This is a genomic window from Cognatilysobacter xinjiangensis (assembly GCF_014651995.1).
Lineage (GTDB): Bacteria > Pseudomonadota > Gammaproteobacteria > Xanthomonadales > Xanthomonadaceae > Cognatilysobacter > Cognatilysobacter xinjiangensis.
Window position 1 is genome coordinate 1022088 of sequence record NZ_BMXY01000001.1, and the last position, 12630, is coordinate 1034717.

General features: G+C 68.7%; 15 protein-coding genes. 5 read left to right on the forward strand and 10 right to left on the reverse strand.

What is annotated here, in order from left to right:
* Positions 1 to 62: 62 nt before the first annotated feature.
* The 10 genes from IE066_RS04790 to IE066_RS04835 form a co-directional block, all read right to left on the reverse strand.
* On the reverse strand, positions 63 to 743 hold the full coding sequence (locus tag IE066_RS04790; RefSeq protein ID WP_189447312.1) for a YiaD family glycine zipper/OmpA-like lipoprotein: 681 nt from the start codon (positions 741 to 743) through the stop codon (positions 63 to 65).
* A gap of 81 nt (positions 744 to 824) precedes the next feature.
* Positions 825 to 2291 (reverse strand): cryptochrome/photolyase family protein, encoded by a 1467-nt coding sequence (locus IE066_RS04795; protein WP_189447315.1) that lies wholly within the window; start codon positions 2289 to 2291, stop codon positions 825 to 827.
* 3 nt (positions 2292 to 2294) lie between these two features.
* Complete coding sequence (gene alr, locus IE066_RS04800) at positions 2295 to 3389, reverse strand: alanine racemase (RefSeq protein WP_189447318.1); 1095 nt, start codon at positions 3387 to 3389, stop codon at positions 2295 to 2297.
* A gap of 62 nt (positions 3390 to 3451) precedes the next feature.
* Entirely contained in the window at positions 3452 to 3664 is a 213-nt protein-coding gene (locus tag IE066_RS04805; RefSeq protein WP_189447319.1) for a KTSC domain-containing protein, read from the reverse strand.
* A gap of 83 nt (positions 3665 to 3747) precedes the next feature.
* Positions 3748 to 5160: a replicative DNA helicase gene (locus IE066_RS04810; protein WP_189447321.1), complete on the reverse strand. Its 1413-nt coding sequence runs from the start codon at positions 5158 to 5160 to the stop codon at positions 3748 to 3750.
* 222 nt (positions 5161 to 5382) lie between these two features.
* Entirely contained in the window at positions 5383 to 5835 is a 453-nt protein-coding gene (gene rplI, locus IE066_RS04815) for a 50S ribosomal protein L9 (protein WP_189447323.1), read from the reverse strand.
* 183 nt (positions 5836 to 6018) lie between these two features.
* A complete protein-coding gene (gene rpsR, locus IE066_RS04820; RefSeq protein WP_031372470.1) occupies positions 6019 to 6249 on the reverse strand; it encodes a 30S ribosomal protein S18 in 231 nt (76 codons plus the stop codon).
* A 12-nt stretch (positions 6250 to 6261) separates the two neighbouring features.
* Entirely contained in the window at positions 6262 to 6684 is a 423-nt protein-coding gene (rpsF, locus tag IE066_RS04825) for a 30S ribosomal protein S6 (RefSeq protein ID WP_189447325.1), read from the reverse strand.
* Positions 6685 to 6835: 151 nt separating this feature from the next.
* Entirely contained in the window at positions 6836 to 8641 is a 1806-nt protein-coding gene (locus tag IE066_RS04830) for a DUF885 domain-containing protein (protein WP_189447327.1), read from the reverse strand.
* A gap of 75 nt (positions 8642 to 8716) precedes the next feature.
* Positions 8717 to 9052: a HesB/IscA family protein gene (locus IE066_RS04835; protein ID WP_189447329.1), complete on the reverse strand. Its 336-nt coding sequence runs from the start codon at positions 9050 to 9052 to the stop codon at positions 8717 to 8719.
* A gap of 136 nt (positions 9053 to 9188) precedes the next feature.
* Here IE066_RS04835 and asnS point away from each other — a divergent pair, with 136 nt between their 5' ends.
* Genes asnS through IE066_RS04860 form a run of 5 tightly spaced genes read left to right on the forward strand, consistent with a single transcriptional unit; the run spans position 9189 to position 12622 of the window.
* Positions 9189 to 10589: an asparagine--tRNA ligase gene (asnS, locus tag IE066_RS04840; RefSeq protein WP_189447331.1), complete on the forward strand. Its 1401-nt coding sequence runs from the start codon at positions 9189 to 9191 to the stop codon at positions 10587 to 10589.
* The gene (locus IE066_RS04845) at positions 10589 to 10897 is read left to right on the forward strand and encodes a hypothetical protein (protein WP_189447333.1); all 309 of its coding nucleotides are present in this window, start codon (positions 10589 to 10591) and stop codon (positions 10895 to 10897) included. The genes asnS and IE066_RS04845 overlap by 1 nt, the downstream gene beginning before the upstream one ends.
* 2 nt (positions 10898 to 10899) lie before the next feature.
* Positions 10900 to 11196, forward strand: coding sequence for a hypothetical protein (locus IE066_RS04850; protein WP_189447335.1), 297 nt, complete (start codon positions 10900 to 10902; stop codon positions 11194 to 11196).
* Positions 11193 to 11834, forward strand: coding sequence for an FMN-binding negative transcriptional regulator (locus IE066_RS04855; protein ID WP_189447337.1), 642 nt, complete (start codon positions 11193 to 11195; stop codon positions 11832 to 11834). The genes IE066_RS04850 and IE066_RS04855 overlap by 4 nt, the downstream gene beginning before the upstream one ends.
* A gap of 2 nt (positions 11835 to 11836) precedes the next feature.
* On the forward strand, positions 11837 to 12622 hold the full coding sequence (locus tag IE066_RS04860; protein ID WP_189447340.1) for an SDR family oxidoreductase: 786 nt from the start codon (positions 11837 to 11839) through the stop codon (positions 12620 to 12622).
* Positions 12623 to 12630: the final 8 nt, after the last annotated feature.

Genomic DNA, 12630 nt, shown 5'->3' on the forward strand with positions numbered 1-12630 from the left:
GGATGCGGAACGCAAAGAAAACGGGGCGCCGAAGCGCCCCGTCGGGTCGAAACGAGTTCCGGTCAGCCCTGCTGGGTGATCGGCACCAGCGTGATTTCCACGCGGCGGTTGCGCGACCAGCACGACTCGCTGTTCTCCGTGCACAGCAGCTGGGTTTCGCCGCGGCCCACGACGACCATGCGGTCGCGCGTCACGCCGCGGCTGCCGAGGTAGCTCGCGACCGATTCGGCGCGGCGCTGCGAGAGGTTGAGGTTGTAGTTGGCGTCACCGCGCTGGTCCGTATGGCCGGCTACGTTGATGACCGTCTGGTTGTACTGGCTCAGCGTGGTCGCCAGGTTGTTCAGCACCGGCTGGAACTGCGGCTGCAGCGTGGCGCTGTCGTAGCCGAAAGTGATCGCGTCCGGCATCGTCAGCACGATGTTGTCGCCCTGGCGGACGACGCCGACACCGGTGCCCTGCAGGCTGTCGCGCAGCGCGCGTTCCTGGCGGTCCTGGTAGTTGCCGACCGCGCCGCCGGCGAGCGCGCCGACGCCCGCGCCGACGAGTGCGCGCTGGCGGCGCTCGACGGCGTCGTCGCCGCTGAGCACGCCGGCCACCGCGCCGACGGCCGCGCCGATCAGCGCACCGTTGCGAGTGCGATCGTTGGTATTCGGATTGGTGCCGTACGACGCCGGGTTGGTGGCGCAGCCGGCCAGCAGAGCGCCCAACAGGGCGGTGGCGATGATGGTCTTCGAATTCTTCATGGGAGTCCCTCGCAGCTAAGGCGTGGCCACGCTAGGGACGCTTCCGTGGGTGCCGGGTGAGGATGCCGGGCTCCTGTTCAGCTACCGGTACGCTTCGTCGTCTGTCTCGTCCGTGCCGGCGGACGAAGCGTCGTTGCGCATGCGCCGATAGGCCAGCAGTGCGTCGTCCCGGCCGCGCGCAAGGTCCACCAGAGGCTGCAGCGGGTACGACGGGGCGACGGCCGCGAGGCGCTGCGGATCGCGCCAGGGCGCGTGGCGCAGCGGTACCGGTAGCGGCGCGAGCTCGGGCAGCCATTGCGCGACGTAGTCCCCATGCGGATCGAAGCGCTCGGCCTGCGTCACCGGGTTGAAGATGCGGAAATACGGCGCCGCATCGGCGCCCGTGCCCGCCACCCATTGCCAGCCCATGACGTTGTTGGCGAGGTCGGCGTCGACCAGCGTCTGCGCGAACCAGTCGGCGCCCACGCGCCAATGCACGCGCATGTGCTTACAAAGGTAACTCGCGACGATCATCCGCACGCGGTTGTGCATCCAGCCCGTGCACCAGAGCTCGCGCATGCCGGCATCGACGATCGGCACGCCGGTGCGGCCGCGCCGCCAGCTTTCCAGCGTCGTCCTGTTGGGCGACGCCCAGTCGAAGCCGTCGAAGCGCGCATCGAGGTTGGAATGCACGGTATGCGGGAAGTGATGCAGAAGGTGCGCGGCGAAATCGCGCCATACCAGCTGGCGCAGGAAGGCGTCGATATGCGTGTCGGCAATGCGGCCGCGCTGCGCCTCGACGGCGAGCGCCACGCGCGAGACGGCGATCTCGCCGAAATGCAGGTGCGGCGACAGGCGCGAGGTGCCGGCACGATCCGGCCGGTCGCGGCCGTTGGCATAGTCGTGCAGCGCGCTGTCCAGGTGCGCTTCCAGCGCCTCGAGGGCGCCTGCCTCGCCGGGCGTCCACATCGACCAGAAGCCGCCATCCCAGCCGCGCTTTGGCGCGAGCCGCAGATGCGCAAGGTCGAGCCCATGCGGGGCCTCTTCCGGTACCGGCAGCCGTTCCGGCGCCTCCCACGGCGCCTCGGGCGCCCAGCGCGTCAGTGCGGCGCGATAGAACGGCGTGAACACCTTGTACGGGCCGCCCTTGCCTGTCCTGAGCGTCCACGGCTCGAACAGCAGCGAGCCGTTGAAGCTCTCGGCCTGCAGGCCCTGTTCGCGCAGCTCACGCTTGACGCGGGCGTCGCGCGCTTCGATATCCGGCTCGTAGCGGCGGTTCCAGAACACCGCCGATGCGCCGCAGGCGGCAGCGACGGCGGCGAGCGTCGGCGCGGCGTGGCCGGCGAAGGCATGCAGTGCGGCGCCGCGTCGGCGCAGTTCGTCATCGAGCGCGGCGAGCGAGCGGGCGCGCCAGGCGTCCGAGGCGGCGCCCGGGCGCGACAGCCCTTCCCCGTCGGGGTCGTGCACGTAGACCGGGACGACCTCGAAGCCGCCGTCCAGTGCCGCGCGCAACGCGGGGTTGTCGTCCAGGCGCAGGTCGTTGCGGAACCAGACCAGCGCGACGGTCACGGCTCAGCGCTCGATGAAACGGACGCGACGGGTGATCGAACAGGTGAGCTCGTAGCCGATCGTGCCGGCGCGCTCGGCGATGATCTCGACCGGCAGGTCCTCGCCCCATAGCGTGACGGGATCGCCGACCTTGGCGCCCGGTACGCCGCGCAGGTCCACGGTCATCAGGTCCATCGACACGCGACCGATCACCTGCGTGTGATGCCCCGCCACCCGCACCGGCGTGCCGGCCGGCGCCGCGCGCGGATAGCCGTCCCCATAGCCGATGGCCGCGACGCCGATGTCCATGTCCTCGGGACATTCCCAGGTACCGGCATAGCCGATGCGCGAGCCGCGCCGCACGCGGTTCACCGCGATCAGGCGGGTGGAGAGCGTCATCGCCGGGCGCAGGCCGAAGTCGGCGCCGGTGCGGCCTTCGACGACGGACATGCCGTAGAGCGCGCCACCTGGACGGATCCAGGTGCCGTGCGCCTCGGGCCAGCCGAGCACGGCGGCCGAATTGGCCAGCGAGTGGCCGGCGTCGAGCCCCGCGGTGGTCGCACGGAACACGTCCAACTGCTCGCGCGTCTGCACGCCTTGGGACGGGCTGTCGGCGAACTCGTCGGAGCTCGCGAAGTGGTTCATCAGCACGATGTCGCCGACCGTGCCACCGCGCATCGCCGACAGGCGCTCGTACGCCGCGCGGAACGCCTCGGGCGCGAAGCCGAGGCGATGCATGCCGCTGTCGAGCTTGAGCCAGCAGTCGAGCGGCTCGCCCGGCAGGGCCTGCTCGAGCATCTCGATCTGCGAGACGTGGTGCACCGCCGTCCACACGTTCAGCGCGCGCAGCCGCTCGATGTCGGAAGGCTCGTCGAAGCCCGAAAGCAGCAGGATCGGCTGCGAGATTCCGGCGGCGCGCAGGCGCTCGGCGTCCGACAGAGCCGCGACACCGAACGCATCGGCGCCGGCCAGTGCGCGCGCGACGCGTTCCAGGCCGTGCCCGTACCCGTCGGCCTTCACCACGGCCATGGCACGGCTACGCGGGGCCAGTGCGCGCACCTGCCCGAGGTTGTGACGCAACGCGTCGAGATGGATGGTCGCGGAGGTCGGTCGTGCCATCGCGACAGTCTAGCGACGCCGCGGGTTTTTCGGCACCGCGGCGCGCGCGCGTTTCGAGGGCGTCAGTGGACCTGTTCGTAGCGGTAATGGTCCCGCACGCGCTCGCTGAAGTAGGCGCCCTGCGAGCGCGCCGCCAGCAGCCGCTCGACTTCCGTGCGCGGCACGTCGAAGTACTGGTAGATGCGGCCGTTGGTGAACTCGATCTCGAGTAGGTGCCGCGCGAGGTCGTAGCCGATGCTGGCGAGCGCCTCGGATTCGAGCGGGATGCGTTCCATGCCCGCAGGCTAGGCAGCCGGCGTCTCAGCCACGGTGAATCCGAAGGCGCGGCCCGCCCGCCGTTCAGCGCCGCGCCAGACGATTACTCGAACGAGCCGACCGAATCGTGCGAGAGGTTGTCGAAGCGGGTGTATTCGCCGAAGAACTTCAGCTTGAACGAGCCCGTCGGGCCGCTTCGCTGCTTGCCGATGATGACCTCGGCCAGTCCCTTGTCCGGCGAATTTTCCTTGTTGTAGTAATCGTCGCGGTAGATGAAGACGATCATGTCGGCGTCCTGCTCGATAGCGCCGGACTCTCGGAGGTCGGCCATCACCGGGCGCTTGTCGGTACGCGTTTCCAGCGAGCGGTTGAGCTGCGACAGCGCGATCACCGGCACGCCGAGTTCCTTCGCCAGGCCCTTGAGCGAGCGCGAGATCTCGGAGATCTCGGTCGCACGGTTCTCGCTGTTGCCCGGCACGCTCATCAGCTGCAGGTAGTCGATGACGATCAGGCCGATGCCGTGCTCGCGCTTGAGGCGTCGGCACTTCGACGCGAGCTTGGCCGGTGACATGCCGGGCTCGTCGTCGATGAAGATCTTGGCCTCGCGCAACTGGCGGATCGCGCCGGTCACGCGGCTCCAGTCCTCGTCCTCGAGCTGGCCAGTGCGCAGGCGCTGCGCGTTGACGCGGCCGACCGAGGAGATCAGGCGCATCGCGAGCTGCGAGGCCGACATTTCCATCGAGAACACCGCGACTGGCAGGCGGCTCTTGAACGCCGCGTACTCGGCCATGTTCAACGCGAGCGTCGTCTTGCCCATGGCGGGACGCGCGGCGAGGATGATGAGGTCGGTCTTCTGCAGGCCCGCCGTCATCTCGTCGAACTCGGTGTAGCCGGTCGGCAGGCCGGTGACGCCGCTTCCGTTCGCATAGCGCGTCTGCAGCTCGTCGAAGGCCTCCGAGAGCGCCTTGGTCACCGGCACGAAGTCGGTGCGGCCCGAGCGATGCGCCTGCGAGATCGCCAGCACCTCGCGCTCGGCTTCCTCCAGCACTTCTGCGCTCTCGCGGCCTTCGGGCTGGAAGCCGTTGTTGACGATTTCGGTGCCGACCTCGATCAGCTGCCGCAGGATCGCCTTGTCGCGCACGATCTCCGCATAGGCGGCGATGTTCGCGGCCGACGGCGTCGTGCTCGCAAGTTCGATGAGATACGCGCCGCCGGCAACCATCTCCGACTGCCCCATCGACTCGAACCACTCGCCCAGCGTCACCGCGTCGAACGGGCGATTCTTCTCCGCCAGCTCGCGGATCGCGCGATAGATCAGCTGGTGGTCGCGGCGGTAGAAGTCGCTGTCGCTGAGCTGGTCGGACACGCGGTCGAAGGCGTCCGGCGCGAGCATCAGGCCGCCCAGGACGGCCTGCTCGGCCTCCACCGATTGCGGCGGCAGGCGCAGCTGGTCCACGCGCTGCTCGGCGCGTGTCTCGAAGCGCTTGTCGTTGCGGAAGCCGGCGCGTGCGCTCATCGTCTCTACTGCCTCTGTGCCGCCGACGCGGCTGTTCGTACCGTCGGCATCCTAGCCAGCCAGCGCCTGCGTCCGTTGCAGATAAGTCTGTGGACAACTCGGGATAAGTCGGCTGCGTTGTCGCACGCCGCGGTCTCGCCACCTGCGAATGCGCGCCCTGCCCGGCCCGGAACGACGAAGGGCGCCCGGAGGCGCCCTTCGACTACGGCGATGCGAGGTGGATCAGGCGGCTTCGCCGACCACGATCACCTTGACCGGCTGCTCGACGTCGGCGTGCAGGCGCACGATGACCTCGTACTCGCCCGTACGGCGGAACGGGCCTTCGCCCATCACGACTTCCGACTTGTCGACCTTGTGGCCGATCTTGGTCAGCTGCTCGGCGATGTCGCGGGGCGTGACCGAACCGAAGAGCTTGCCTTCGGCCGACGCGTTCGCGGCGATCGTCACCTCGACGCCCTCGAGCTCTGCGCGGCGCTTCTCGGCGCCCTCGAGCTGCGACTTGGCCTTGGCCTCGAACTCGGCGCGGCGCGCCTCGAAGTCGGCCAGGTTCGCGGCGGTGGCCGGCACGGCCTTGCCCTGCGGCACGAGGAAGTTACGGCCGTAGCCCGGCTTGACGTTGACCTTGTCGCCGAGGCGGCCGAGGTTGGTCACGTTCTGGAGAAGAATGAGCTGCATGGTGGTGCTCCGTATTCGTTAGTGCCGCCCGGCCTGCCGGGCGACACAGCGGATCGCTGTCCGAATGGATGGGTCGCGAGCGCTTCTTGTTGAAGAGTCCGCACAGGGACGTGCGGGCTTTTCCAAAGGACTCGGATCAAGACCCGCACATGGATGTGCGGGGCTGTTCCGAGGGGCCCGGACTTAGGCGTTGTGGTTGTCGGTGTACGGGATCAGCGCCAGGAAACGGGCGCGCTTGACCGCCGTGGCCAGCTGGCGCTGGTACTTCGACTTGGTGCCGGTGACGCGGCTCGGGACGATCTTGCCGGTCTCGGTCAGGTACTGGCGGAGCGTGTTGAGATCCTTGTAATCGATCTCCTTCACGCCCTCGGCCGTGAACTTGCAGAACTTGCGGCGACGGAAGAACTTGGACATGGGTCGTATTCCTTAGGCGGCTTCGGCGTTGTCGGAGGTGTCGGCGGCCGGAGCGGCATCGCCGTCATCGTCGCGGCGGCGGCGCTCGCCACGCTCGCCCTTGTCGCCCTTCTCGTCCTTGAACTTCATGATCAGCGACTGCTCGGTGTCGGCCTCGTCGCGCTTGATGACGAGGTGGCGGAGCACGGCGTCGTTGAAGCGGAAGCTGTCGACGAGCTCGTTCATCGTGGCCTGGGTGGCCTCGATGTTCATCAGGACGTAGTGGGCCTTCACCAGGTTCTGGATCGGGTACGCCAGCTGGCGGCGGCCCCAGTCTTCCAGGCGGTGCACCTTGCCCTCGGCGCCTTCGATCAGCGCCTTGTAGCGCTCGATCATGGCCGGGACCTGCTCGCTCTGGTCCGGATGGACCAGGAACACGACTTCGTAATGACGCATTTTCGTTTCCTTGTGGATGGCGGCGCGTCGGCGCCGGTCAGCCCCCTGCGATACCGCGGCAGTGGAGCAAGGTCTCCGCGACCGGATGGCCACGGAGCCGGAAAGTATGGCAGCTCAAGGAGTTACGTGCAAACCGCGTGAAGCCGCGCGGTCAACGGCCGGTGGCAGCAGTGGAAGCGGCCGGAGTGGCCTTGCGCTCGGCGATCCATGCGTCGATGTGGCGCTCCAGCACGGCCAGCGGGACCGATCCGGTCGCCAGCACCGCGTCGTTGTAGTCGCGGACGTCGAAGCGGTCACCGAGTGCCGCCGAGGCGCGGTCGCGCAGCTCGGAGATCTTCAGCTGGCCGATCTTGTAGCCGAGCGCCTGGCCGGGCCAGCTGATGTAGCGGTCGATCTCGTTGACCACGTCCTGGCGGGTCTTGGGCGAGTTGTCCATGAAGTACTGGATCGCGCGGTCGCGGCTCCAGCCCTTGGTGTGCATGCCAGTGTCGACGACCAGCCGCACCGCGCGCCACATGTCGTAGGCCAGCTGGCCCATGCGATCGTACGGGTCGTCGTACAGGCCCATGTCGTAGCCCAGCCGCTCGGCGTACAGGCCCCAGCCCTCGCCGTAGGCAATGAAATACGCCGTGCGGCGGAACATCGGCGCCTCGGGCAGTTCGAGCGCGCGGGCGAACTGGAAGTGGTGGCCGGGCACGGCCTCATGCAGCGACAGCGCCATCATTTCCCAGGTCGGGCGGACCTCCGGCTTGTAGAGGTTGACGTAGTAGTAGCCGGCGCGGCTGCCATCCGAGGCACCCGGCTGGTAGTAGGCGGTGGTGGTGTCGGGCGCGCTGGCGGCCGGGATCGGGCGCACGCCGTACGGCAGGCGCGGGATCGTGCGGAAGACCTTCACCAGCTCGGGGTCGATGCGCTTGGCGATGGCCTGGTAGGCCTCGAACAGGTCCTCGGGCGTCTTCTTGAAGAACCGGGGATCCGTGCGCAGGTACTGGAAGAACTCCTGCATCGAGCCCTTGAAGCCGACTTCCGCCTTCACCTTCTCCATCTCGCCGCGGATCCGGGCGACTTCCTTGAGACCGATCTCGTGGATCTGGTCGGCGGTCAGTTCGGTGGTGGTGAAGTAGCCGGCGAGGAAGTCGTAGTAGGCGCGACCTTCTGGCAGGTCGAGCGCGGCGATCGAGGTGCGGGCGTTGGGCAGGTAGTCGCGCTTGAAGAACGTCGCGAAGTCGCGGTACGCGGGGATCACCCTGTCGCCTATCACGGTGGCGGCGCGCGCGCGCAGGCGCTCGCGGTCGGCGGCGGGCACGGCGTCGGGAAACTTCAGGAACGGCGCGTAGAAGCGGCTTTTTTCGACAGCGACCAGTTGCGCGTCGATCTGTCCCGGGATGCGTTCCATCAGCACGCGCGGTGGCGTGTTGCCGGCCTTGACTCCCTCTCGCATCAGCGTTTCGGTCTGGCCGATCAGCGCCGGCAGCGCCTCCAGGCGCGCCAGCCAGTTCTCGTAATCGCGGAGGGTGCGGAACGGCAGCACCTCGGCGAGCTCGTCCGCGGTCTGCACGCCGCCCCGCTGCGTCAGCGGCCGCTGCCATTCGTTGAAGCGCTGGCGCTCTACGCCGCGCTGCAGGTCCCATAGGTAGACGTCGTAGTTGAGGCGATCGGCTTCCGACAGCGCGCCGCGGTCGATCGCGCGCAGCCGCGCCAGCGCTTCGCGATCGGCGGCCTCGCGTGCGCGGATCGCCTCCAGCGACATGTCGGTCCACCGGTCGTCGTAGCGGCTGTCGCCGTTGTAGCTCGCGCTTTCCGGGTACTCCCGCAGGCCGCGCTCCCACTGCTCGTCGAAGAATCGGTGCAGCGCGGTCGACGCGGGCGTCGCGGCGGACCTGGCCGGCGCGGCGGCGGATGCATGCACGGGGAGCAGCGTCGCGAGCGCGACGGCCAGCAGCAGCGGACGGATCATGGCGCGGTTCCGGGCGGAAGACCGCCCGAGTCTAGCGCCGCTTGTCGACGCCCTGCCCGTGCCGCGCGTCGCGGATCAGTCCTGCTCGTTGGTGGTGAAGCTCTCGCCGCAGCCGCACTCGGCGCGCACGTTCGGATTGCGGAACACGAACTGCTCGCCGAGCTTCTGGCGCACGAGGTCGATCTCGGTGCCGTCCACGATCGGTAGGCTGGCCTGGTCGACGTAGATGCGCACGTCCTCCTGCAGGAAGATGCGGTCGTCGCCGCCCTGCTCCCTGGCGAGGTCGGCCACGTACTGCCAGCCGGAGCAGCCCGTCTTCTTGACGCCGAAGCGCAGCCCGAGAGCACCGGGCGTTTCCGACAGGTAACGGCGGACGCGGTCGAGGGCGGCGGGAGCAAGCGAGACGGCCATGGAAACTCCGGTGACACGGTAGTGCGGGGAACGAGTATAGGCAGCGTCGCGCGCCGCCCCGGCAACAGCACGTAAACTCTCCATCCCACGTCGGGCCGGGCGGCCCGCAATTCAAGTCAGGACGGGTAGTCAGCGCATGACGATCATGAGCGTCGAGCACGCGCTCGCGGGCAAGGTGCCGGCGGGCGGGGAAGTCACGGTACGCGGCTGGGTCCGCACCCGCCGGGATTCGAAGGCGGGCCTGAGCTTCGTGAACGTGAGCGACGGCTCCTGCTTCGCGCCGATCCAGGTCGTCGCGCCCGCGGACCTGCCGAACTACGAGTCCGAGGTGAAGCGCCTCACCGCCGGCTGTGCGGTGATAGCGACCGGCAAGCTCGTGCAGTCGCAGGGCCAAGGCCAGGCCTATGAGATCCAGGCCTCCTCGATCGAGGTGATCGGATTCGTCGACGATCCGGAGACCTACCCGATCCAGCCGAAGGCACATTCGCTCGAGTTCCTGCGCGAGGTCGCGCACCTGCGCCCGCGCACGAACCTCTTCGGCGCGGTGACGCGCATCCGCAACACGCTCGCGCAGGCCGTGCACCGGTTCTTCCACGAGCGCGGTTACTTCTGGATCAGCACGCCGATCATCACCACGTCCGACGCCGAGGGCGCCGGCCAGATGTTCCGGGTGTCGACGCTCGACATGGCGAACCTGCCGCGTGATTCCAAGGGCAACGTCGACTTCAGCCGCGACTTCTTCGGCAAGGAAGCGTTCCTCACCGTTTCCGGGCAGCTCAATGTCGAGGCCTACTGCCTCGCGCTGAGCAAGGTCTACACCTTCGGCCCGACGTTCCGTGCCGAGAACTCGCATACGACCCGCCACCTGGCCGAGTTCTGGATGATCGAGCCGGAGATCGCGTTCGCCGACCTCGCCGAGGACGCGGACGTCGCCGAGGACTTCCTCAAGTACCTGTTCCGCGCGGTGCTCGACGAGCGCGCCGACGACATGGCGTTCATCGCCGAGCGCGTGCAGAAGGACGCGATCACGCGACTGGAAGCCTTCATCAATGCGCCGTTCGAGCGCATCGAGTATTCCGACGCAATCACGCTGCTGCAGAAGTCGGGCGAGAAATTTGACTTCCCGGTCGAATGGGGCCTGGACCTGCAGACCGAGCACGAGCGCTGGCTGACCGAGCAGCACGTCGGCCGCCCGGTCGTCGTCATGAATTATCCCGAGCACATCAAGGCGTTCTACATGCGCCTCAACGACGACGGGAAGACCGTCGCCGCGATGGACGTGCTGGCGCCGGGCATCGGCGAGATCATCGGTGGCAGCCAGCGCGAGGAGCGCCTGGACGTGCTCGACAAGCGCATGGCGCAGTTCGGCCTCGATGCCGAGCACTACGGCTGGTACCGCGACTTCCGCCGCTACGGCACGGTGCCGCACGCGGGCTTCGGCCTCGGCTTCGAGCGCCTCGTGGTCTACGTCTGCGGCCTGCAGAACATCCGCGACGCCATCCCCTACCCGCGCGCGCCGGGCCAGGCGGAATTCTGATGATCCTTTTCCTCGCCCTGTGCTTCGTCGGCATCGCCATCGGTGGTGCGACGGCGCTCGTGATCTTCTGGCCGCTGGCGCTCGTCCACATCCGCGACCGGCATCCGGAACTCGCGCGCGAGCTGGGCCCCGGACCGTTCTTCCAACCTCGCGCCTGGGGCTGGCTGCTGCGCGGCGGCTACCGGGCGACGCCGGACCGCGGCCTGAGCGGGCTTGCCACACCGGCACGCGTGTCGCTGTTGACGATCATTGGTGCGCTGCTGGCGGCGGGGCTGCTGTGGCTGGTGTCGGTTTCGATCGGAGGTTGAGCATGCGCGAGGAATGGTGGCTGGCCACGGCCGGCAACACGCTGATCTGGGCACGGCTGCGCGTGAAGGAAGCCGGCACCGCCGAGGTCTTCGATTGCGATGGCGCCACCCTGCCCTACGACAGCGAGGACAGCGCGCGCGCGGCATTGATGGACGCCGATTTCGTCTCCCTGGAGGGCCTCGACGCCGACGACGCCGATGCGCGCGGCTTCGACATCGACGCGATCGCACCGCCGCGTGCCCAGGACGACCAGGCACTGCGCGAGCGCATGATCGTGAAGCTGCAGCGCCGGCAATGAGCCTCTACCTGCCGCGGGCATTCGACGAGCGCGACCTCGCGCGGCTCGACGCGCTCGCGGCTGCGCATCCGTTCGCCTCACTGGTGAGCGTCGACGACGGCACGCCCTGCGTCTCGCACGCGCCCGTGCTGTACGCGCGGGACGGCGAACGCATCGAACTGACCTGGCATCTCGCGCGCGCGAATCCGCAGTCGCGCCATCGCGGCCGCGTGCTGGCGATGCTGCACGGCCCGCAGGCCTACGTGTCGCCCGGCTGGTATCCCGACAAGGCCGAACAGGCGCGCGTGCCGACGTGGAACTACGTCGTCGCGCACCTCTCGGGCGACGTCGAGGCCTTCGACGACCACGATTCGCTCATACGGCTTCTGGACGGACTGTCCGCGACGCACGAGGCGCGGGCCGCGGGTGACTGGCGCTTCGACGCCGACAACCCGGCAGAACGCGTGCAGTTGCGTGGCATCGTCGGCTTCCGCATGTGCATCGACCGCGTCGAGTTCAAGAGCAAGCTGAGCCAGAACCATCCGGTCGCGAATCGCGTTTCGGTGATCGAGCGCCTCGCGGCGTCGAGCCGCGCGGACGATCGGGACGTCGCCGAGTGGATGCGCCACACGCTCGAATCGCAGACCGAAGGAGCCTGACGATGGATCTCGACCTCACCGGCCGCCACGCGCTCGTCTGCGGCGCGTCCGAAGGCATCGGTCGCGCGGCGGCACTCGAACTCGCCGCGATGGGCGCGGACGTCACCGTCCTGGCGCGGCGTGCCGAGGCGCTGCAGGACGTCGTCGCGGCACTGCCCGTGCGCGGCGCGCAGGCGCATGGCTGGATCGCTGCCGACGTATCGCAGCTGGACGCGCTCGACGCCCAGGTGCGCGGCCTGGTCGCGGGCAAACCGGTGCACGTCCTGGTCAACAACACCGGTGGCCCGCCGGGCGGCCCGGCGCATACGGCACCGCTCGATGCCTACCGCGACGCGTTCGCGCGGCATCTGCTGGCGAACCAGGTGCTGGTACAGGCGGTGGTCGGCGGCATGCAGGCGGCGAACTGGGGCCGCATCGTGAACGTCGTTTCGACGTCGGTGCGCGAGCCGATCGCCAACCTCGGCGTGTCCAACACCGTGCGCGGCGCCGTGGCGAGCTGGGCCAAGACGATCTCGCGCGAGCTCGCGGGCCACGGCATCACCGTCAACAACGTGCTGCCCGGTTACACGAAGACCTCGCGACTGGCGCAGATCCTCGCGGACCGCGCGAAGGCCGGCGGGCAGTCGGAGGACGAGGTCGCCGCGTCGATGCTGCGCACCGTCCCGGCCGGTCGGTTCGCCGAAGCGAAGGAGGTCGCCGCCGTCATCGCGTTCCTTTGCTCGCCGGCCGCGGCTTACGTCAACGGCGTCAGCCTCGCCGTCGATGGCGGGCGGATGCAGTCGATCTGATGCGGGAG

Excerpts from the sequence above, each read along its gene's own strand:
- IE066_RS04790 (WP_189447312.1), bottom strand. The coding sequence starts at position 743 with ATGAAGAATTCGAAGACCATCATCGCCACCGCCCTGTTGGGCGCTCTG.
- alr (WP_189447318.1), bottom strand. The coding sequence starts at position 3,389 with ATGGCACGACCGACCTCCGCGACCATCCATCTCGACGCGTTGCGTCAC.
- IE066_RS04805 (WP_189447319.1), bottom strand. The coding sequence starts at position 3,664 with ATGGAACGCATCCCGCTCGAATCCGAGGCGCTCGCCAGCATCGGCTAC.
- IE066_RS04810 (WP_189447321.1), bottom strand. The coding sequence starts at position 5,160 with ATGAGCGCACGCGCCGGCTTCCGCAACGACAAGCGCTTCGAGACACGC.
- rplI (WP_189447323.1), bottom strand. The coding sequence starts at position 5,835 with ATGCAGCTCATTCTTCTCCAGAACGTGACCAACCTCGGCCGCCTCGGC.
- rpsR (WP_031372470.1), bottom strand. The coding sequence starts at position 6,249 with ATGTCCAAGTTCTTCCGTCGCCGCAAGTTCTGCAAGTTCACGGCCGAG.
- rpsF (WP_189447325.1), bottom strand. The coding sequence starts at position 6,684 with ATGCGTCATTACGAAGTCGTGTTCCTGGTCCATCCGGACCAGAGCGAG.
- IE066_RS04830 (WP_189447327.1), bottom strand. The coding sequence starts at position 8,641 with ATGATCCGTCCGCTGCTGCTGGCCGTCGCGCTCGCGACGCTGCTCCCC.
- IE066_RS04835 (WP_189447329.1), bottom strand. The coding sequence starts at position 9,052 with ATGGCCGTCTCGCTTGCTCCCGCCGCCCTCGACCGCGTCCGCCGTTAC.
- asnS (WP_189447331.1), top strand. The coding sequence starts at position 9,189 with ATGACGATCATGAGCGTCGAGCACGCGCTCGCGGGCAAGGTGCCGGCG.
- IE066_RS04845 (WP_189447333.1), top strand. The coding sequence starts at position 10,589 with ATGATCCTTTTCCTCGCCCTGTGCTTCGTCGGCATCGCCATCGGTGGT.
- IE066_RS04850 (WP_189447335.1), top strand. The coding sequence starts at position 10,900 with ATGCGCGAGGAATGGTGGCTGGCCACGGCCGGCAACACGCTGATCTGG.
- IE066_RS04855 (WP_189447337.1), top strand. The coding sequence starts at position 11,193 with ATGAGCCTCTACCTGCCGCGGGCATTCGACGAGCGCGACCTCGCGCGG.
- IE066_RS04860 (WP_189447340.1), top strand. The coding sequence starts at position 11,837 with ATGGATCTCGACCTCACCGGCCGCCACGCGCTCGTCTGCGGCGCGTCC.